This window comes from Clostridium carboxidivorans P7, assembly GCF_001038625.1.
Lineage (GTDB): Bacteria > Bacillota > Clostridia > Clostridiales > Clostridiaceae > Clostridium_AM > Clostridium_AM carboxidivorans.
Genome location: NZ_CP011803.1, coordinates 2,005,307 through 2,027,335, shown reverse-complemented (window position 1 = coordinate 2,027,335; position 22,029 = coordinate 2,005,307). Strand labels below are relative to the sequence as shown.

20 protein-coding genes and 1 other RNA gene are annotated in these 22,029 nt (G+C 27.8%); 16 read left to right on the top strand and 5 right to left on the bottom strand.

Features of this window, described 5'->3' with window-relative positions; translation table 11 throughout:
* Positions 1-106 precede the first annotated feature (106 nt).
* Together Ccar_RS08700 and Ccar_RS08695 are read left to right on the top strand one after the other, a co-directional pair.
* Positions 107-1,984, top strand: coding sequence for a site-specific DNA-methyltransferase (locus Ccar_RS08700; RefSeq protein WP_007059025.1), 1,878 nt, complete (start codon positions 107-109; stop codon positions 1,982-1,984).
* Positions 1,978-4,236: a DEAD/DEAH box helicase gene (locus Ccar_RS08695; RefSeq protein WP_007059026.1), complete on the top strand. Its 2,259-nt coding sequence runs from the start codon at positions 1,978-1,980 to the stop codon at positions 4,234-4,236. Before Ccar_RS08700 ends, Ccar_RS08695 begins: the two co-directional genes overlap by 7 nt.
* Before the next feature lie 136 nt (positions 4,237-4,372).
* Here the strand turns inward: Ccar_RS08695 and Ccar_RS08690 are convergent, their stop codons facing one another.
* Complete coding sequence (locus Ccar_RS08690) at positions 4,373-4,909, bottom strand: DUF6143 family protein (RefSeq protein WP_007059027.1); 537 nt, start codon at positions 4,907-4,909, stop codon at positions 4,373-4,375.
* A gap of 172 nt (positions 4,910-5,081) precedes the next feature.
* Between Ccar_RS08690 and Ccar_RS08685 the strand changes: the two genes are divergently transcribed.
* Entirely contained in the window at positions 5,082-6,218 is a 1,137-nt protein-coding gene (locus Ccar_RS08685) for an SLC13 family permease (RefSeq protein WP_007059028.1), read from the top strand.
* Positions 6,219-6,245: 27 nt separating this feature from the next.
* Here the strand turns inward: Ccar_RS08685 and Ccar_RS08680 are convergent, their stop codons facing one another.
* Genes Ccar_RS08680 through Ccar_RS08670 form a run of 3 tightly spaced genes read right to left on the bottom strand, consistent with a single transcriptional unit; the run spans position 6,246 to position 8,054 of the window.
* Positions 6,246-7,013: a 3'-5' exonuclease gene (locus tag Ccar_RS08680; RefSeq protein ID WP_007059029.1), complete on the bottom strand. Its 768-nt coding sequence runs from the start codon at positions 7,011-7,013 to the stop codon at positions 6,246-6,248.
* 59 nt (positions 7,014-7,072) lie between these two features.
* Positions 7,073-7,687, bottom strand: a complete 615-nt coding sequence (locus tag Ccar_RS08675) for a DedA family protein (protein WP_007059030.1) — start codon at positions 7,685-7,687, stop codon at positions 7,073-7,075.
* Positions 7,674-8,054, bottom strand: a complete 381-nt coding sequence (locus Ccar_RS08670) for a hypothetical protein (RefSeq protein ID WP_007059031.1) — start codon at positions 8,052-8,054, stop codon at positions 7,674-7,676. The genes Ccar_RS08675 and Ccar_RS08670 overlap by 14 nt, the downstream gene beginning before the upstream one ends.
* Positions 8,055-8,373: 319 nt before the next feature.
* Between Ccar_RS08670 and Ccar_RS08665 the strand changes: the two genes are divergently transcribed.
* The 3 genes from Ccar_RS08665 (at position 8,374) to Ccar_RS08655 (ending at position 12,346) form a co-directional block, all read left to right on the top strand.
* Entirely contained in the window at positions 8,374-9,975 is a 1,602-nt protein-coding gene (locus Ccar_RS08665) for a cell wall-binding repeat-containing protein (protein ID WP_007059032.1), read from the top strand.
* Between the two features lie 258 nt (positions 9,976-10,233).
* Positions 10,234-11,334 (top strand): FIST signal transduction protein, encoded by a 1,101-nt coding sequence (locus Ccar_RS08660; RefSeq protein ID WP_007064666.1) that lies wholly within the window; start codon positions 10,234-10,236, stop codon positions 11,332-11,334.
* Positions 11,335-11,353: 19 nt separating this feature from the next.
* Positions 11,354-12,346, top strand: coding sequence for a methyl-accepting chemotaxis protein (locus Ccar_RS08655; RefSeq protein ID WP_007059034.1), 993 nt, complete (start codon positions 11,354-11,356; stop codon positions 12,344-12,346).
* A gap of 59 nt (positions 12,347-12,405) precedes the next feature.
* Here the strand turns inward: Ccar_RS08655 and ssrS are convergent.
* Positions 12,406-12,598, bottom strand: a non-coding RNA gene (ssrS, locus tag Ccar_RS26310) — 6S RNA.
* Positions 12,599-12,882: 284 nt separating this feature from the next.
* On the opposite strand from ssrS, the gene Ccar_RS08650 reads away from it, so the two are divergent.
* From Ccar_RS08650 to Ccar_RS08605, 10 genes are all read left to right on the top strand, one after another.
* Positions 12,883-13,116 (top strand): TIGR04540 family protein, encoded by a 234-nt coding sequence (locus Ccar_RS08650; protein WP_007059035.1) that lies wholly within the window; start codon positions 12,883-12,885, stop codon positions 13,114-13,116.
* Positions 13,117-13,271: 155 nt separating this feature from the next.
* Positions 13,272-14,144 carry a nucleoside hydrolase gene (locus Ccar_RS08645; RefSeq protein ID WP_007059036.1) on the top strand — a complete coding sequence of 291 codons (873 nt, stop codon included), beginning with the start codon at positions 13,272-13,274 and terminating at the stop codon, positions 14,142-14,144.
* A gap of 125 nt (positions 14,145-14,269) precedes the next feature.
* The gene (locus Ccar_RS08640; protein ID WP_007064667.1) at positions 14,270-15,502 is read left to right on the top strand and encodes an ABC transporter substrate-binding protein; all 1,233 of its coding nucleotides are present in this window, start codon (positions 14,270-14,272) and stop codon (positions 15,500-15,502) included.
* A 40-nt stretch (positions 15,503-15,542) separates the two neighbouring features.
* A complete protein-coding gene (locus Ccar_RS08635) occupies positions 15,543-16,403 on the top strand; it encodes an ABC transporter permease (RefSeq protein WP_007059038.1) in 861 nt (286 codons plus the stop codon).
* Between the two features lie 39 nt (positions 16,404-16,442).
* Positions 16,443-17,246 (top strand): ABC transporter permease, encoded by an 804-nt coding sequence (locus Ccar_RS08630; RefSeq protein ID WP_007059039.1) that lies wholly within the window; start codon positions 16,443-16,445, stop codon positions 17,244-17,246.
* Between the two features lie 11 nt (positions 17,247-17,257).
* Positions 17,258-18,310, top strand: coding sequence for an ABC transporter ATP-binding protein (locus tag Ccar_RS08625; RefSeq protein WP_007059040.1), 1,053 nt, complete (start codon positions 17,258-17,260; stop codon positions 18,308-18,310).
* Between the two features lie 58 nt (positions 18,311-18,368).
* Positions 18,369-19,043 (top strand): TIGR04283 family arsenosugar biosynthesis glycosyltransferase, encoded by a 675-nt coding sequence (locus Ccar_RS08620; protein WP_179945233.1) that lies wholly within the window; start codon positions 18,369-18,371, stop codon positions 19,041-19,043.
* Between the two features lie 4 nt (positions 19,044-19,047).
* The gene (locus tag Ccar_RS08615) at positions 19,048-19,752 is read left to right on the top strand and encodes a TIGR04282 family arsenosugar biosynthesis glycosyltransferase (RefSeq protein WP_007059042.1); all 705 of its coding nucleotides are present in this window, start codon (positions 19,048-19,050) and stop codon (positions 19,750-19,752) included.
* Complete coding sequence (locus Ccar_RS08610) at positions 19,730-20,728, top strand: phosphotransferase (protein ID WP_007059043.1); 999 nt, start codon at positions 19,730-19,732, stop codon at positions 20,726-20,728. The genes Ccar_RS08615 and Ccar_RS08610 overlap by 23 nt, the downstream gene beginning before the upstream one ends.
* 56 nt (positions 20,729-20,784) lie before the next feature.
* Complete coding sequence (locus tag Ccar_RS08605; RefSeq protein WP_007059044.1) at positions 20,785-21,927, top strand: (Fe-S)-binding protein; 1,143 nt, start codon at positions 20,785-20,787, stop codon at positions 21,925-21,927.
* The last annotated feature ends 102 nt before the right edge of the window (positions 21,928-22,029 follow it).

Here is a 22,029-nt window from a genome sequence, read left to right as displayed (position 1 = left end):
GTTTACTTAAACAAGTATATAGAAGCTTAGTTAAATATAAATTGAACAAAATTATATACAAAAAATGTAAAAAATATGATAATATGTAAATGTTGGAGGTGAAATTATGGAAAAAGTATATGCATTTGAAAATTTAAAAGATATTGATGATATAGAGTTTACAAAGGAAAAATTACTTTCTATTATAGAAAAGCTAAAGTTAGAAAATAATTATCTAAGGAAAACCAAAAAGTATGGTTTAGTGTGGGAAGAACAAGCAGAGGAAGCAGAAAAAATTTTGAAAAATAATTATCCAGTACTTACAGAAGTTAAGGAAAAGGAAATTAAGAGCGGGAACAATAATATTACCAATGTAATAATAGAAGGGGATAATTTATATGCTTTAAATACTTTATTGTTTACTCATGGAATAAATGATGAAAGACAGATAAATATAATTATTGATCCTCCATATAATACAGGAAATAAGGATTTTATATACAATGATAATTATGTCAATGGCGAAGACACTTATAGACACAGCAAATGGATTTCTTTTATGAATAAGCGGTTAAGGCTTTCAAGGGAGCTTTTAAGTAGTGATGGGGTTATATTTATATCTATTGATGACAATGAGCAGAGTCAACTAAAAATGTTATGTGATGATGTATTTGGTGAAGATAATTTTATTAATTGTATAAGTGTTAAAACCAAAAATGCTTCAGGTGCTAGTGGTGGTGGTGAAGATAAAAAGTTAAAAAAGAATATAGAGTACTTGCTTATTTACTGCAAAAATAGAGAAAGGTGTAATCTTAAAGCTGTATATAAGGAATATCCTTTAATGAATCTTATAAATGAAAGAAGAGAAGAAGGAAAACAATACGATTATAGACAGGTGCTTATAAATGAAGGTACTAAGAAATATATGTGTACTATAAAGGATGGAAATTCTGGGAATATAAAAATTTTTAAACATGAAGGATATATTATGAAAAATATATCAGAAATTATGGAGGAAGAAAACCTATCCGAAGCTGAAGTTTATTTAAAATATTTTTCTAAAATATGCAGCAGTACCAATTCTCAATCATCAATAAGAAAAAAAGTAATAGAAGGTACTAATGACTATAGAGGGCTTATATCTATAGAATATGTTCCTAAAACGGGGAAAAATAAAAATAAATTAACTACTAATTACTATATCAACAGCAGAATAGTCATATGGTTATCAGATGCAGCTTATATGAAGAATAAAAAAATATACAAAAAGGAGAAGCTTGGCACTTTATGGGATGATATTAGCTGGAATGGAATTTCTTCTGAGGGAGGAGTTACTTTTAGCAGTGGAAAAAAGCCGCTTAAATTTATAAAGAGAATAGTTTCTATGTGTGATGATAAAGGTATTTTTGTTGACTTTTTTGCTGGGTCAGGAACTTTAGGACAAGCTATTTTAGAAATGAATAAGGAGGATAATGGAGAGAGGCAATTTATACTATCTAATATTGGAAGGGAAACCCCAGAAAATATTTTAAATATATGTGAAAATATAACCTATAGGCGTATAAGAAATATTATTACAGGATATATAAACTCTCATGATACTTATATAAAAGGAATAGGTGGAAATGTGAAATATTATAAAGTAGAGTTTATTCCTAAGAATCAAAGCAGAGATGCTTTGAAAATTAAGCTTGCAGATAGATGTAGCGAGCTTCTATGTATAAAGGAAAACTGCTTTAATTTATATAAAAGTGGTTGCCAGTATAATATTTTTACAAGTAATAATTTGGCTATGATAATTTGTCAGAGTTTTATGGACGCTTCTATGATAAGCAGTATTGAAAAAGATTTAAAATGTTTAAATTCATATAAAAAAATTCTTTATTTTCTGAGTTTGGATTGCGAAATCAGTGAATTTGAAGAATTGAATGCTATAGGAATAAAAGTTAAACCAATACCACAAAAAATTATGGAAGTTTATGAGGAGGCACTAAAGTCATGGTAGTGCTAAAAAGTTACCAGAAAAAAGCTGTTAGAGAATTAGTTGATAAAACTAATAGGTTGCTTAAAAATAATGAGAAAAAGAAGGTACTGGTCCTTAAAGCACCTACAGGCTCAGGAAAAACTGTAATTGCATCAAAGTATATTGAAATGGTCAGTAAACTTCAAGATAAAGATTTTTGTTTCATATGGATATCTATTGGTAAGGGACATTTGCATGAACAGAGTAAGAATAAAATAAGTAGTATACTAGAAGGAAGTCCTCCTTGTAAATTACTGGAGGATGTTATTAGATATGGAATAATAAAAAGAAATGCCATAGTAGTAGTTAATTGGGAAAAGCTGAATACAAAGAAAAATGGAGCATGGGATAATGTTTTAATGAGAGAAGGGGATGGAATAAATTTTCTTAAGCTTTTGGAAAATACAAGTAGTGCAAGAAAAATAATTTTAATTGTTGATGAAAGCCATAATACTACAGATACACGAACTTCCAGAGAATTGATGAATATAATAAATCCTGAAATTTTGCTTGAAATGAGTGCTACTCCCAAATATATACCTTCAGGAGAGGATATAGAAGAGAGTAGAGCTGCTTTTGTAAAAGTTTTACCAGAAGAGGTTATTGAATCAGGTGTAATAAAAAAAGAAGTACTTATAAATGATAATATTGATGAAGTAGATTTAGATAACAAAAACTCCATTGAAATTGTAGTAGAAATGGCTATTAAAAGAAGGTTGGAGTTAAATGAAGCTTTTGTCAGGGAAAATGTTAAAATAAATCCATTATGTCTTATTCAAATACCTAATGCTAAAACAGGAGAAGAAATTTTACATGAATTAATTAGAATACTTAAAATTAAGGGAATATCAATAGAAAATAATAATCTCGCAGTATGGACAAGTAATAAGTGTAAAAACTTAGAAAATATTGTTGATTTCAACTCTAAGGTTGATGTTTTAATTTTCAAAATGGCTGTAGCTACTGGATGGGATTGTCCGAGAGCACAAGTACTTTTAAAGCTTAGAGAAAGTGGAAGTGAGATTTTTGATATACAAACCATTGGAAGAATTCTTCGTATGCCTCAGCGGAAGCATTATAGAAATGAAATTTTAAATAAAGCTTATATATATACTAATAATAAAGATATTTCTGTTAAAGTCGGCAGCCTTTCATTAGTTAAATTTTTAAAAGCTAATATTAAACCTAATATGAAAAATGTTATTTTGCGTTCATATTATAGAGAACCAAGTAAAGATGTTGTTATTAAAAGAGAAATATTGAGTCGTATTTTTTATAAACAAGCTGAAAAAGAATTAAATGTATCAGCGAATAGAAATGCAGTAAACAACTTACATGCTTTGAATAAACTAAGTTTTAATATGGAAATTGATAATTTAGAAAGCCAGCTTATGTATGATGGACATATTGAAACATCAAAATTGGATAGAGTAAATGTAAAAATAGCCCATAAAGATAAAAGAATAAAGGTAAGTGAATTTGATATTGAAGAAGTATTTACAACTCTTTTAAAAAAAATTTCGGAAAATTTCTATCCTTATTTAAAGGAATTAATTTATAAATATTTTAATGATGTTTTTAATTATAGCATAAAGAAAACAGGGGTAATAACTACAATACAATCATTATTCATTGTTAATTACGAGAAATTTTTCAAATCAATATTAAATACTACTGTAGAAAATTACATTGAGGAATATAGAAAATGTGAACTTAAAGAGACAAAAGAATATTATAATGATTTTTCAATAAAAGAAACTAAGCTTGTAGATGATGTTTCTTATGAGTTTTTTAAATCACAAAAAAATATATATGATAAATGCTACTTAAAGAAAAATAGAAAGCAAACTGAAAAAATTTTTGAAGATTTTATAGAGAAAAGTGGAGATAAAATTATTTGGTGGTATAAAAATGGTGACAGCGGAAAAGAAAACTTTGCTATACGTTACGAATATAATGAAATACCTCATGCATTTTATCCAGATTACATTGTACTTTTTAAAACAGGATTAATTGGAATATTTGAAGTTAAATCAAAAAATGATAGAGAAGCAGAAACTAGAACAAAGGCTAAAAATGAATATTTACAAAAATATTTAAAAGAGCAAATAGGTAAAGGAAAAAATGTTATGGGTGGAATAATTGAAGTATCAGATGGAAGCATAAAGATTAGTATTGGTGGAAAAGAATATGCATCAAATAATTTAGGAGACTGGGAAAGTTTTAAATGCTAATTTATCAAGCTTTAGTATTTATGTTATAGCATAAATAAAAGGAGGCAAACTGTAATATATATATAGAATAAATACAGAAAAGAGGAGTGTTTTATTGGGCAATTAGTAAAGTGTACAGTTTACCTTATGAAATTTACTATATTTCTTCCCTCCAGAAGCCGTATGCAATATGAGCCTTAATCAGCACTTGAGCAGAAGAAATTAATAAGTTTAAAATATTGCCTCCTGGAGGAATAATTATTTTACCATTTTCTTCATTAACAAGAGTGGAGCTCGGAGGAACAATTCTTGTATAAGCTTTAACACCACCTTGAATTTTATTGTTTAGAAATTGACCAGTAAGAAATATTATCTTTGGCTTAGGTGGAGGTAAAATCGTAAGGTTAGATGGTGTAACAGAGGTTACTTTAGTTGCTCCTTCTGGTATAGTAGAGTTTAAATATATTTGTGATTTTATTGGTAAATCTGAAGTATTAGTAACAGTGGTAACACTAAAATATAGATTTACACCTGAGTCTTTAGGATTGTATAAAGCTCCCCAGGCATAATTATTAAAACCAAAACTTAATAAATCAGATTCTCCAATAAAATATTTGCCTTCAAAGGATTTAAAAATAGGATTTTCAATATTAACTACTTCTCTCAAAGAATGAGAAGTTCTATTATTCGTCATTTGAATCACCTCGATATATTTTATGAATTAGGGCAAGAATTGTTCCATGTGCTTAAATTGTGAATTATAAATTTTTCAATTATACTATTGTGTCTATGACAAAAAAGATATATTATAATGAATGGTGTACAGATTAAAACATTTTTACAAGAGAGGACAGGATAATATATTAATGGAAAACTTAAGATTAAATTCACAAAATATTTATAGAATAGTTGAGAAACTAAAGATGGAGAAGGTATTTTGTATATCATTAGCACTTTCAATTTTTACTTCTCTTTTTGTTAACCCCAAAATATCATATATAAATTTTAAGGTTATTGTACTTCTTTTTAATTTGATGATAATAATTTCTGCTTTAAAAGAGCTGAAGTTTATGGATAAAATTGCAGTTATGGTTTTATCAAAGTGTAAAAATACTAGAATGATTTCCTTGATATTTATTGCAATAACTTTTTTTGCTTCTATGTTAGTAACAAATGATGTTGCCTTACTTACTTTTGTTCCTTTGGCGATGCTTACTTTTAAAAAAGTAAAATTTGATCCAATGAAAACAATAATACTTCAAACTTTAGCAGCTAATATAGGCAGCAGCCTTACACCTATGGGAAATCCACAAAATTTATTTTTATTTACATATTATAATTTGAGCAGTTTTCAGTTTTTTACAATCACAATACCATTTGTGGGTATAGGTATGTTTTGGCTTATTTTACTAAATATTAGAATACCTAAGGAAAAGCTTCAACTGTCCATTAAAAATGTAAATATAGAAGATAAAAAGAGGACTAGCATATATTTAATTATTTTTTTCATTGTAGTTCTTTCGGTATTTGGAATTGTAAATTATAAATACACATTTTTAATTGTAGTAATAGGTGTACTGTTTATGGATAAACACCTTATAAAAGAAGTAGATTATTTTTTATTACTTACATTTATATGCTTTTTTATATTTATTGGAAATGTATCCAGCATAAAAAGTATTCAAGAATATTTACATAATTTTTTACAGATAAGAGACATGCCTTATTTTTCATCTATAGTGTTTAGTCAATTTATAAGTAATGTTCCGTGTTCTGTATTGTTAGCAGGATTTACTGAAAATTGGCGAGAGGTACTTTTAGGGGTCAATATAGGAGGAATGGGGACGCTAATAGCTTCACTAGCAAGTCTTATTTCTTATAAAATATTTATAAATGAAAATGAAGATAAAAAAAATAAATTGTATTTGAGTAAGTTCAACATTTACAGCTTTGTAAGTTTATTTTTATTTACTATTGCAAATTATGTATATATTCATTTATAGAAGCTATATTTTTAAGTGTAAAACGTTTTAATTATCAGAATGTGGAATTTCAAATTGTCTAGTTTTTCCCATCATATAAGCTAGCTTAATAATTTTTTGTTCTTCCTCAGACATTTCTCTATTAAACATTTTTTCAAATTGTTTAATTAGCTTAGAAGTATCAAGTATGCTTTTTTCAGTATTGTTTCTAGTAGGTTTCATATTTTTATTCACATCATATTTTATAATGTTTATATTTTTTTTAGGGATTTTCTTGAAAACTTCTGCTGTATAATAAGCATCATTAAGAGCATTATGAAATTTGTTTTCAATATTAATGTTTAATAATTCAGCAGCATTTTTAAGTCCAATATTGGTTCCTTTTGGGCAATTAAGATATTTAGATGCATAAAATTGAATATTAATATACTCCTTTGAAATTGGACTTATATCTAAATTATGGTATTGAATATTTCTAAATAATTCTTTTATATCACAAGCACCCCATACGCACAATATGTTTTTATCATTACCTATAAACTCCAAAATTTCTTTGTAAACTTCTTGAAATGGTTGTTCTGTATTTAACATATCTATTGTAATACCTGTCATTTCTTCTACAAAAGGATTCATAACAGTATACAATTCAGGTTTCACCAATTTGTTTAGGATAGAAATAATCTGAAGATTTTCATCAAGTTTTACAGCACCAATTTGAATTATTTCAAAAGGACATTTTAAATTTGTTAAGTTTTTGTTCTCTTTTTTAGAATTTAAACTTTGATTAAATTCTAAATCAAATACTATGTAATTCATTGTTATCCTCCTGAGTTTGTAAAATTTCTATAGATTGATTATATCACAATTTATTAGTGTTAACTTTTCTGCTTATTTGATCTAATGATTTTAACAAAAAAGTATATACTAATAACTAAAATTGTTATACAAGTTAAAAATTCACCTGCTTGTGTTACTATGGGAACTATGCTTTCCCAGGAGTCACCAAACCAATAACCTAGTCCTAAGTACATGGATGTCCATAATAAATCGCCTAAACCAACAAATAAACTAAAAGTTATTAACTTATATTCTGTAATACCTGCAGCTGCATTAACAAAAGGACCCATAGCTGATATTAAAAATCTGGTAAAAAAAATTGTGCCTTTACCATGCTTTTTTAAATAATTTTGTGCTTTTATTATTTTGGGCTCAAAGTAAGTTTTTACTTTTGTAGATTTATTTAGAAATTTATGACCTATAGTCTTCCATACCATATAAGAAATGCCATCGCTAACACATGAAAAAAACCAAATTTCTAATAAAAGAACTACTATATTAAATTCGCCAGCATAAGCAAAAGCTCCAGAGGCTATTACTATTAAACATGCTCCTGTGGGAATTCCTATAGATCCAAACATAATTATTACACTTAAGAACCAAATATTATAATCTCTAAAATATGTTATCAGTAAATTACTAAAGTTGCTCATGTTTTTTACCTTCTAAATTATTATTATTATTATTATTTTTTATGAGTTTTTTCAAGCTTTTTTTAATTTCCTCTGGAGTTTTGTTATACTTTTTGAATAATTCAATAATAGGTATATTTTCATCACCTTTTTGAGGGGTAATTCCAAGAACTTCAAAAATTTCTTGTTCATTTATATTATATTTATGAGATATTTTTTTTACAGTCAGCCATTTATGAGTGCTCATATTTCCCAATTGTCTGCTTTCTTTATTAGGAATTTCAATACTTTTAAATCCTCTATGTAATGTCAAGGATTGTTTAATTATTATAGATGTAGTTAAGATAATTAATATTGATAATATAGCTATTTTTGAATTTTTTGTCATAATGTTCATCTCACTTATACTATTATAATTTAAAAAAGAATGCTATTGTGTAGTTGTATCTATAATGTTTTAAAAAATACATACTTAATCGGGATAAGGAGTATTTATATATTTAATAATGTTATAATATTGACTATTAGTCAATATTATAATGAAATATTATATTGGTTTTAATTAATTTAAAAAATATATAATAAATTGTTGGTTGCGAAGTTTGAAAAAATATGCATTGTAGTGTAGAATATGAAATATAATGAAATTTTACTTTAAGATGGGTAATAAAGTTAACCTGTAAAATACAATTTGAGAGGAGCACAAAATGGCAATATTAAAAAAGCACTTAATAGCATTATTGATAACTTCTAGTACTTGTTTTCTATTTACATCTAAAGCCTTTGCTAGTGATATAAAATTAAATAGGATAGCAGGACAAGATCGTTTTGAAACTTGCAGCAGTATAGCAGATTCTGGTTGGACTAAAAGTGATTATGCAGTTTTAGTTAATAGTGAAATGTATGCAGATGCTGTTGTGTCATCACCATTAGCAGATAAATACAAAGCACCAATACTGCTTACACAAAAGGATAATATTCCAGATACAGTAGTAGATGAATTAAATAGATTAAGAGTTAAAAAAGTATTTATTTTAGGTGGTCCAAGCTTAATATCTAAAAATGTTGAAAAACAACTAGGAAACATGGGTATATCTATCGAAGAAAGAATTGCAGGTCAAGACAGATATGAAACAGCAGTAAAAGTAGCAAGTCACATAACAAATCCTAATAATTCTATTTATGTGGTAGATGGCGAAGATTGGAGAAATGCATTAGCAATTAGTCCAATAGCTACCATATCTCATAGTCCTATAATTTTTACCAATAAAGATGGTGTTCCAGATGTAGTTAAAAAGAATATAGACAATACAACTCATACCTATAATATTATAGGAGAAAAGGATGACTATGATTTTTTGAATAATATTGAACAGCATTTAGGAGGAAAACATTTAAAAATTTTAGGATATAATAAAGTGGATACAAACATTGAAGTATACAATTCTTTTAAGGATAAAATGAAGTTAAATAAGATTTATTTAGCATCAAGTAAAGCCTTTGCTGATGGTTTGTGTATAAGTCCATTAGCAGGAGAGAATAAAAGTCCACTATTTTTTGTGGATGAAAATAATATGAATGAAGTTAAAAACTTTTTAGATCAAAATGGAAAAAATGTAGGAGAAATTGATGTTATTGGTGGTCAAGGTGTTATTGCAGATTCAACACTGCAAACTTTATTAAAATCAAATACTACTGCTAGTGTAAATAATAGTGATAGTATAAGTAATAGTGATAATATAAATGATAATAGAGGAAATGGAATTACTAATGTAAATCAGGACAATAGTGAAAACCTAGGTAATGATGAAAATAATAGTTCAATAACTCCTATAAATGGGCAATCACAAGTATCAGTAGAACAATGTGAAAAATTTCTAAGAAAAAGAAATCCTAATGCTCCTTATTTAGCTAATATTTATAAGAAATACTGTGACATTTATGGAATAAGGTTGGAATGTGCATGGGTACAGATGTGTTTAGAGACAAACTTTTTAAGATATTCTGATACTTCAATAACCACATTAAATATGAATAATTATGCAGGCTTGGGAGCTTTGGATAATAATGGAAGAGGACAAGCTTTAAGTTTCCCTACTGAAGATGAGGGGGTTAAATGCCATATTCAGCACTTATTTGCATACAGCAGCAAAAATCCATTGCCAGATGGAGAAGTATTAATTGATCCAAGATTTAATCTTGTACAAAGGGGCTGCGCTCCTAATATTGAAAACTTAGGAAATGGTAAATGGGCTTCAGATAAGGAATATGCTCATAAATTATTAAGTTTATTAAATGAATTAAAGTAACTTTTAAACTTTTTTAGGATTAACCCTTAACTCCTTTAATAATAAATTAAAATCCAATGCTTAATTTTTAAGCATTGGATTTTTGTATAAAATATACTATTTAGTTAGCATAAGTAAATATTTAATAGTAATTTTAAAAAGTTAAATATAAAATTAAGTTAAATATAAAATTGTATTCTAATGATGTTTACTTTGTGTCGAAAAAAATGTAAAGTTATTATATTAAATGTATTATTTAGAGAAGGGGGAAATAAAAGAATGGTTAAAACAAAGGTTGGAAGAGGAATGTCGGATGATCTTGAGATAGCGTTAGATGAAGCTACAAAGGATTTTGTTAACCCTAAATTAATAATTTACTATACAAGTAAAAGTCGATTTGAACAATTTTCTAAGCTTTTATACAATAAATTCCCTAATTCTGTAGTAATTGGAAGTTCCGCATATAAAGAAATTTATAAATATGGACTTACTAATGGAGCTTTGTTAGCTATGAGTTTTGAAGAAGGAATAGAATGTTTTGCAGGTGTAATTGAAGACATAGACAAGTATCCTGTAAAGTATATTCAGAAGGTACAGGATTGTATTAGTAAGTTAGGGGATGCTAGTAATACAATATGCCTTGAATTTTGTGTTGGTACAACCAATAGTGAGGAAAAAGTACTTTCCACAATTAATTCTTTACTGCATGTATATGATATACCTTTATTAGGAGGAACTTCAGCAGATGATGGTGAATTTCAAACTACTTATGTTGGGTTAAATGGAAAAGCATATAATAACAATTGTGTGTTTGTATTAGTTAAAAACCTAAACGGAAAAATAAAAATATATCAGGAAAATATATTTAGAAAAACACAACATTCATTTATAGCTACTAAAGTAAATGCAAAACAAAGGATAGTGTATGAACTTGATGAAAAGCCATGTGCTGAAGTTCTTGCCAAAAGTCTAAACGTTTCTGTAAATAACCTACCTGAATTATTTTCAACCCATCCATTAGGAAGAATTGTTGGTGACAACTTATACATTTCAGCAAATAAAAATTTAGTGGATAATAAAGCTGTTTCTTATTATAGTAGAATATATAAAAATTCAAAAGTGGTTTTGCTTGAACCAGATGATTATAGGCAAGTATTAAAATCAACAATATCTAAAATTAAAAATGATTTTAATCATATTTCTTGTGCAATTGTAGTTAATTGTGTTGCAAGAACCATGTTTTTTGAACAGGAAGGCTTTGCAGAAGAATTTGCTAAGGAATTAGGACAGCTTGGAACATATATAGGTTTTGCCTGCCATGGTGAACAAATGAATGATTATCATTTCAATCAAACTATGCTGATTGGTGTTTTTGAATAAATAAAATGGGGGTACATATATGCTTGAATTATTTAGAAAAAATAAAAAAATAGATGTTGAAGTAAGTAGTAGTGATAATAATGAAAAAGAAATAAAATCAATTGATGATATTAGTGAACAACAGTGTATTAATTATAGTTTAAGTTACATACAAGAAAGAATGTCTAACCTTATGGATAGTGAAATTAACATATCCAAGACAGTAAATGATGTTTCAAGAACCTTTAATCAGGTATCTGGAAGTATAGATAAAATTGGAAATGTATTAGATAATTTTAATGATAATTTCAACCATTTTGCAGAAAGTTCAAGTAATATAGATACGGCTACAGATGATTCTATAAAGGCTCTAGATAATGCAAATATTATGATGGCTGATTTAAAAAGTAAAATGCATAATATAGAGAAGAGTATGAATGAATTTGCAAATACATTTTTTATTCTTAAAAGTTCTTTTAAAGATATAGGTAAGCTATCAAACAGCATTAGCGATGTAGCTAATGAAACAAATCTTCTTGCATTAAATGCAAATATTGAAGCTGCAAGAGCTGGAGAAGCAGGAAAAGGGTTTGCTGTTGTTGCAGAAGAGGTTAGAAAACTAGCAGATTCAACTAAAGAATTGGTAGATGGTATAAATAAAAAAATGGCTGAAATGGATAATAATGTTGAAAACCTTTCTAGTTCTGTAGAATATTCAAAATCAGCTTTAAAGGAGGGAGTAGATTCAACTGAAAAAACTCAGGAAGCTTTTTCAAGTATTCTTAGTTCCTCAAAGCATGTAAAAGAAAAGACGGGAGAAATTAATAATTCTGTAAGCGTTACCCAAAAAGGACTTAAGGAAATATCAAATGACATAAATGAAATAATGAATTCCTCAAAGGATGTAAATACTGAAATTGTTGACTTAAATATACAGTCGTCTGAAAAATCAATAATTTTTTCAGACATAATTAATTTTTTAGAACAACTTGATACTATTTCCATAGAAAAGATGAATGCATTAAAAAAGTAGGTTTATTAAAAGTAAAAGCCAGTGCTTGAAAATAAACACTGGCTTGAAACTTACTAAAATATATATCCAAAATATCGGTACTCTAATTTTGATCCCTATCTAACGATAGGTGGGCGTCAGCATAAATGATTCAATCGCCTTAAATGCCATAAGAGGACTCATAGAAAGGTACATTTCCACATTTAACTTATCGGACTCCCTAAGTAAAAATGTAGGTTCAAAATAAGAGCTTAACGAATACTCCAGAAAACATATTTTAAAATCTAAATTTAGGATTATAACTCAATAATTTTACAAAATTACTAATTAAAATTAAATCTGTAAAATAAATTATTGTTCCATGTGAATATAATAACAGATTTAAAGTTACAATTCAAGAGGTTTATTTATAGTAATTTATTCCTTGAGCATAAACTAAAAAAGTAATATTTACTTAAAATAGTGTAAAATATATACATTTGCAATAATTAAGTAAATACAGTATAATATTTTATGTTTATATCAAAATAATTTTAGCACATAGGAGTATATTAGAGATGAGAGCAAGTTATAAAAATCCAAAAGAATTAGCAAGTAAATTGAGAGATTTAGTTGATACGTATTTTGAGGGTTTATTAAGTTATGAAGAATTAGAAAAAACTATTATAGCTATAATAAATGCCAATGGTGATAGGGTCTATAAAAATGGATTCATGCCAACAAAACTAGCTGGTATTTTAGGTACTGAAAGAGTGGATGTTATAAACAAGATTCAAAAAACAATGGAATAATTCATATATAAAAGGGGTTATCCTAAAGTAAGTTTTATATAATATATTAAGTTTTTAAGTTGAAATCTTAATATATTATATTTTTATTTTGGGAAAGCCCTTTTTATATGTAAATTAATATTATATAGAACTTTTTAAAGAGGAGTATGTGGTTTATGAAAAAATTATTGTATGATTGTGATAACACTATGGGACTACCAGGTAGAGATGTAGATGATGGACTTGTAATTTTGTATTTACTTGGAAGGCAGGATATAGAGTTAAAAGGTATAACAACAACTTATGGAAATAGCTCTCTTGATGAGGTATTTGAAAATACAAAGAATATGTTTAATTTTTTACATATAAAAAATATACCTTTGATAAAAGGGGCTAAATCAGCACAATATAGAATAAGTGATGCAGCAAACTTTTTAGCAAGAGAAGCAGCCAAAAATCCTGGAGAAATTACTTTACTTGCAACAGGTTCACTAACTAATTTATATGGTGCATATGAATTAGATAATAATTTTTTCTGCAATCTAAAAGAAATAGTTTTGATGGGGGGAATAACAAAGCCTCTTATAATAAATGATGTGAATTTAGATGAACTAAACTTTTCTTGTGATCCTTCAGCTGTATATGAAGTGTTGAATTCTAATAGTGATGTAACTATATTAACTGGACATACTTGTCTTCAAGCTTTTTTTGGAGAAAAAGAACTAAGTAAGCTAAAATGTCAAAGTGGTCATCGTATATATGAATTTATAGCAAGAAATATAGAACCTTGGTATAATTATGTACACAAAACTTTTGGAGTTTGGGGATTTTATAATTGGGACATTGCATCAGCGGTATATGTTACAAATCCAGAACTTTTCGAAGATAAATATGAGTATGTAGTTTCAAGTAAAACTGATTTAAGTAAAGGATATCTTAAAATTGATAATAGCAAATTCAGTTCAGCAAAAATAAATATTCCAACTAAAATAAAAAATAGAGAAGAATTTAATAAAATTGTATTTGAAGCTTGGGAAAGACTTAAATAATAAAAAGTTATAGTAAAACGTTTAAATATAAGTAATACTTATTCTTGGATATTATTTTGGTTACATATGATATAATAATATGGATTTTTAGAGATATCTATATATTTAATAAGGGAGGACAAAATGTGAGAAAGGTATTGGCATTATTTATGATTTTTATGTTATCAATAGGTTCCTTTGGATGTGCTCAAAAGAAAAGTTCAACTGACGATACAATGAATAAAAATTGGGATACGATATTAAAAGAAGCTAAAGGAACAACCGTTAATTTTTATGGTTGGGGTGGAAGCAAAACAACAAATGCATGGATTGATGATTATTTAACTAAAATGTTAAAGGATAAATATGATATAACTTTAAAAAGAGTTCCTATGAATATTGAGGACATATTAAATAAGTTAATTGGAGATAAACAGGCGAATAATAAAAAAGGAACTATTGATGTAGTTTGGATTAACGGAGAAAACTTTTATACAGCAAAGCAAGCAGGAATACTTTATGGACCTTTTGCAGAAAAGCTGCCTAATTTTAATAAGTACATAGATAAGAATTCAATAGAAGTAAAATCTGATTTTGGATATTCTGTGGAAGGATACGAAGTACCTTATGGAAAAGCACAATTTGTAATGGTGTATAATGGAAGTAAGCTGTCGAAGACACCTGCAAGTGCACAGGAATTATTACAATTTGCAAAAGAAAACCCAGGCAAATTTACATATTCTGCACCTCCTGATTTTACTGGAAGTGCTTTTGTAAGAAACATTATATATGACACTGTTGGATATGATAAGATAGCTAATGCAAAACCAGATAAAGCATCAGTAGAGAAAGTAATTCAACCAGCTATGGATTATTTAAAGCAGTTAAAGCCTTACTTATGGAATAATGGAAAAACTTATCCATCTACCATAGCTCAATTAGATAATATGTATGCAGATAATCAATTGCTTATGAGTATGTCTTATAATCCAAATTCAATACCTGGTAAGGTAAAGAGTGGTGAGTATCCAAAAGGTACAAAAAGTTTTATATTTAATAAGGGAACTATAGGAAATACCCACTTTTTAGCAATGCCATATAATGCACCTAATAAATCAGGAGCAATGGCTGTTATAAATGCAATAATTACTGTTGAAGCACAAGCATCAAAATATGACCCAGAAGGTTGGGGAGATTTACCAGTTTTAGACAACAGTAAACTTTCAGCAGATGAAAAGAAGAAATTTGAAGAAATTAAGGTTGGAGAAGGAGTAATACCTCAGGATAAATTATTGAGTCACAGAATTCCTGAAGTTCCAGCGCAGTTGGTACCTATTATAGAAAAGATTTGGTTAGAACAAATTCCAGGAGATAAGTAATAGTAAATTTTTGATAAATACTTAAAGGGGACATTGCAAAATGAAAAGAGAAGTTAAGCCATATATATTACTTCTTCCAGCTGCTGTTGTTTTATTTGGAATATTGGCATCTGGTATAATAATGGCTTTAGCACAAAGTTTAGGATATATGCCTATTATTGGTATTAGGGAATTAACATTTAAATATTATGTTTCTATAATTTCTGATAAAAGTTTTTTAGAATCTTTGATATTTAGTTTGAAAATTTCATTGATTTCATCAATTATAGCAGTTATAGTTGGTGTAGTACTTGCTTACTCTATGCTTATTAATAAGCATAGAGTAAGTATAAAAAAAACGTTGTACATACTTCCTATAATAGTACCTCATATGGTTGCTTCTTTTTTAATGTTCAATATTCTATCTCAAAGTGGACTGTTGCCTAGAATTTTATATGGACTTGGTATATTAAAGGAACAATCACAGTTCCCAAATCTAATTTTTGATAGACATGGTATTGGAATTATAATGACTTATCTTTGGAAGGAGATACCCTTTGTAGCTATGGTGGTATATGCATTTATGAGTAACATAAATAGAAATCTTGAGGATGTAGCTGTGAATTTAGGTGCTAGCAGAAGACAGCGCTTCTGGTACATTATACTTCCTTTATCATGGCCTTCGATTATATCTTCTTTTATTATTATATTTGCATTTTCATTTGGTGCATTTGAAGTTCCATACTTGCTTGGACCTACCACACCTAAAACTTTACCAATAAAAGCTTTTATAGAATATTCAAATCCTGATATTTCTAATAGACCTTATGCAATGGCTTTAAATGTTATTCTTACTTTTATTTCCATAATGATAGTATGGATTTATGATAAAACTCTTAGTTTGATTTGCAGAAATATGTAAAGTTTTAAGCTTTGATTTTATACAGGAGTGAAAGGATTTATGAAGAAAAATATTGCTTTTAATATTGTTATTTATTTGGCTGTCTTTTTAATTGTTTTACCATTAATAGTTTTGCTATTATGGGGATTTAGTAAAAGATGGCCTTGGCCATATATTGTACCTAGAGAGTATAGCTTAAGAGGAATAAATTATTTTTTAACTGGTTATGGTAATTCTACTAAAATACTTTTATATAGCATTTTCTTATCCTTTGTAGTTACTGTAATAACTTTAATAATAAGTATACCAGCTGCTAGAGCTTTAGGATTATATGAATTTAAAGGAAAAAGTTTTTTTAAACTGCTTGTACTTTTACCACTTATTATATCACCAGTGGCAGTTGGTATTGGTATTCAGGTGTTCTTTATAAAAATTGGACTTGCAAATACATTCTTAGGTGTAGTTTTAGTACATTTAATACCATGTTTACCTTATGGTATAAGAATACTTACTGATGTGTTTGAAATTTTAGGTGAATCTATGGAATTTCAGGCCAGAACATTAGGAGCAAGTAAGCTGCAGACTTTTTTTTATGTAACTTTACCTTTAATATCTCCAGGTCTAATATCTGCAGCAAGTTTGGTATTTATAGTATCCTTAAGCCAGTACTTTCTAACCTTTATAGTAGGAGGAGGAAATGTTATAACCTTCTCTATGATTATGTTTCCATTCATTCAAAGTGGAGATAGAACTATAGCAGCTTGTTATAGTATTGTATTTATAGTTACTACTTTAATACTTTTAGTTGTAATGGAGAAAAAAGTTAAAGCCTACTATGCAATAGAAAATCATTTTTATATTTAAGGAGAATACATATGGCTAAGTTACAAATAAAAGATATAAATAAAAGTTTTAATGAAACAAAAGTATTGAAAAATATAAACTTTTTCGTAGATGATGGTGAAATAATATCTCTTTTAGGTGAATCTGGATGTGGAAAAAGTACTACATTAAAAATTATTGCCGGACTTATGAAACCTGATAATGGAGATGTAATTATAGATGAATATTCTGTTTTAAATGTACCACCAGAAAAAAGAAAGACAGTAATTGTATTTCAAGATCATTTGCTATTTCCCCATTTGAATACAGAAGATAATATTGGTTTTGGTCTTAAAATGGCTGGTGTAAAAAAACATATTAAAGATAACAAAGTTGCAGAAATAATAAATTTGTTAAAACTCCAAGGTTTGGAGAAAAGATATCCAAAAGAATTGTCAGGAGGTCAAAGGCAGAGAGTTGCATTAGGCAGGGCTTTAGCAGTTGAACCTAAAGTTCTTTTGTTAGATGAACCTTTTTCAAGCTTAGATATGAGACTGAGAGATGAAATGAGGGAACTAGTGTTAGATATACAAAAGAGACTTAGAATAACTACTGTTTTGGTTACTCATGATAAAGAGGAAGCTCTAATGATGTCAGATAAAATTGCAATAATGATGAATGGAAATATAAAGCAGTTTGATACTCCAGAAAATATTTATGAAAAACCTGTAGATCCATTGGTTGCAGATTTTTTAGGAGAAAAAAATCATATAGAAGGTTATGCTTACAATGGAATATTTCATTGTGAACTTGGAAATTTTCAAATAGAAGTATTTTCTGAAGGAAATGGTGAAATTATGATAAAGCCAGAAGATATACAGCTTTTATCTAAAAATGAAGAAAGTAACTTTAGTGATATTATATATGGAACTATAAAAAAGAGAAGATACTTGGGAGATAAAATTCACTATATCGTTGAAGCTGAAGGAAATGATTTCAAGGTAATATCCAATAAGTATATGAAACTTAATGTAGGTGAAAATGTAAAACTTAATATAAATTTTTCAAAGGGAATTTTTTATTCAATGACTGACAAAGAAAAGTAATTATTTAAACTTTAATTTTCATAATGAAGCTTGAAAAACGTTAATGATGGTGATGATTATGGTATCGATTATAATTCCTGTATTAAATGAAGAGAAAAATATTGAAAAAAGTTTGATTCAATTTAATAGATTAAAGGGTGATAAAGAAATTATTGTAGTAGATGGTGGAAGTAGTGACAGTACAAAACAGATTGCAGATAGATTTGCTAAGGTAGTCTTAAGTGAAAAAGGAAGGGCAAATCAGATGAATAAAGGTGCTGCAAAGGCCAGTGGAGATATACTTTGGTTTGTTCATTTAGATTCAATTATTAATGAGGACTCTATTGAAAAAATTCAGCTAGCTATAGATGAAAAATATGTTGGTGGAGGATTTTCATTAAAGTTTTATGATTATGATACATTGTTTATGAAGTATATATCAACAACTTCCAATCTCAGGGCTAAATATTTAGGATTGTACTTTGGTGATCAAGGGATTTTTGTTAGAAGAGATGTATTTGAAGGCGTAGGAGGATATCCTAGGCAAGATATAATGGAAGATTGGGAACTTTCACTTTTGATGAAAAAGATGGGTAAGCTAAAACTTATTAATACCACCATAGGTACTTCAGCTAGAAGATTTAAAAATGGAGGACAATTAAAAACCCATTTATTGATGCATAAAATAAAATTGCTGTACTTATTAGGAACACCTACGGATAAATTAGCTAAAATTTATAAGGATGTGAGATAAAATAATGAATGCTCTTATACTTATGACTAGAGTGCCAATTGCAGGCATGACAAAGACACGATTAATGAAAATTTTTACAGGAACAGAATGTGCACAGCTGCAGCAATGCTTTCTTTTGGACTTGTTTAAAATGCTTAATAAGATTAGAAAAACAGTAGATATATATATAACCTACACTCCCGAAAAATCCTTTTACTTAGTAGACCACATTATTCCAAGCTTTATAGATAGTTTTCCGCAGCAAGGAGATGATCTAGGAAACAGGATGAATAATGCAATTGAAAAACTTTTAAATAAGGGGTATTCAAAGGTAATATTAATTGGATCGGATATACCATCTCTTCAACCTGAAGACATTAGTAAAGCTTATGAAGAACTTGAAAATAACGATATTTGCCTGGGACCAACCAATGATGGTGGTTATTATTTAATTGGCATGAAAAAAAACTGTAAGAAGATTTTTAATAATAATTTGAAGTGGGGAAATAAGTCTGTATTTGAAGCTACTTTAGCAATAGCTAATAACTTAGGATATAATGTAGGTCTTACAACAAAGCTTAATGATATAGATGAAAAAGAAGATATTGAAGATCTTATTAAAAGAGTAAAAAGAGGAGAATTTAATACAAAGCTATTACCTTATAATACAGTAAACTTTATAGAAAATAAATGGGGAGATGTTCCTAGTGCTAAAAGATATATTAAATAATAAAATTTATGACTATTTAAAATATAGTAATTTAAATGAAAAACTTAATATTGGAGAAGATTATAATGTAAAATTTTTAGCTCAAGGAGAATATAATATTAATTTTACACTTGAAGGCTCTAATAAAAAGTATGTTTTTAGAGTAAATACGGGCAGTCAGCTTGGATTAGAAAACCAAATAAAATACGAGTATGAAGCTTTAAAAAATTTGGAGGCAAGCAGTGTAACACCAAAAGTTTATTATTTAGATGATAGTAAAAAAGATTCGGATTATGGAATATTGGTAATGGAATTTCTTGAAGGAAGGCCCTTAAGATATGATAAAGACTTAAATTCTGCAGCAAAAATATTTGCTAAGATACATTCTATAGATACAAATGGAAAGGGTCTTAAGAATTTTATTGTAGAAGATAATATATTTTCTGCAAGAATAAGTGAATCTCAAAAATTACTTAGAGACTTTTTTAAATCTTCTAAAATACCTTTGTATCTTAAAAATTTTTTTGATACATTTACGAACTGGGCTGAAAAAAATAGGCATGAGGAAAAATATTTTTTGGAAAATAAGTGGCATGTTATCAATAACACTGAAGTGAATTCTGGTAATTTTATAATTGGAAAGGAAAAGTCTTACCTTATAGATTGGGAGAAGCCTGTAATAAGTGATCCTTGCCAGGATTTAACACAATTTTTAGCACCAACTACTACTTTGTGGAAAACAGATTGCATATTAAAAGAAGAAGAAAAAGAAGAATTTTTTAAAGTATATATAAGTAATTTAAAAGATAATAGTATAAGAGAAAGGGTGCAACTATATACCCCATTTCTTTATTTAAGAGCGTTATCTTGGTGTGCATATGCATATTTGGAATACCAAAAGGAAGATAAGGAAATTAAAAATATGGATACTTATAATAAAATAAAAGAATATTTAGATTTGGATTTTATGAAAGACTTATTAAAAAGTTATTTTTAACTAAAGTTAATAATATAGAGTTTATATTAAAATAGATATAAGATCTGGGAGGCCATATGAGTAATTTTACATATTCAGATGATTTTAATAATAAAGCCAAAGAGTTTTCAGAAAGCTGTATTAACTGTAAAGCTTGTGTTAAAGAATGTGAAATGCTAAGCAATTTTAAAATTAGTCCTAAGAAGTTTTTTGATATAGATACAAATATAATAAATGCTGACCCTAATATTCCATATTCTTGTAATACTTGTGGTACTTGCACTAAGGTATGTCCAAAAGGATTAAAGCTTGAAGAATTATTTGTTGATATGAGAAAAGAACATATAAGGCATAATGAAGGAACATCTCCAATGAAGGGACATAAAAGTATAGAATTTCATCAAGCCTTTAGCTTTTCTAAAATGTTTAATACTTCCATACCAGATATAAAGGCAGGGTATACAAAAAGGGTATTTATTCCAGGCTGCAGCTTATCATCATACAGGCCGGAACTTGTAGGAAAAACCTTAGAATATTTGCAGGAAAAACTTCCTGGAACAGGTGCAATATTAAAATGTTGTGGTAAACCAACATTATCATTAGGAGAAGAAGAAAAGTTTCATCAAAGGTATTCAGAACTTCAGAAGGAGATTGATAAACTTGGTGCTGAAGAAGTAATAACTGCTTGTGAAAATTGTTATATTACAATGTCTAAGTTTAGTCCTAAACAAAAAGTAAGATCTCTATGGACTGTTATTCCTGAACTAGGACTATATGATGAAATGAAAGGAAAAGGTAAAAATAGTAATATTACTTTCAGTGTTCATGATGCATGTCCTACAAGAAATAATTCAGATATACATGAAGGTGTAAGGTGGATTATAAATGAATTAGGATATAAATTTAAAGAAACAGAGTATTCTAGAGAAAATACTAAATGCTGTGGTTTTGGCGGAATGGTTGTACCTGCAAATCCCAAACTTTCTCAAGAAGTGATAAAAAAAAGTGCGGAAAATTTCGGGGATTATGTAATAACATATTGTGCAAGCTGCAGGGAAGCTATGTCTATTGGTGGAAAAAGATCTTTTCACATATTGGATTTAATGTTTGATGATAGTTATACTACTAATTCAAATATACCAATTTTAAAGAAAAGTTTTTTACAGAATTGGACATCAAGATATAAATGCAAACAAATTTTGAAACACAAAGGAAATTAATTTTGGAGTTATTTTCACTATAATTTTTATTTATAGTTGGACAAATGTGTATAAGTTTTTTGTATTTGAAAGAAATAAGAATTTTCTGTAGAATGGGATTGG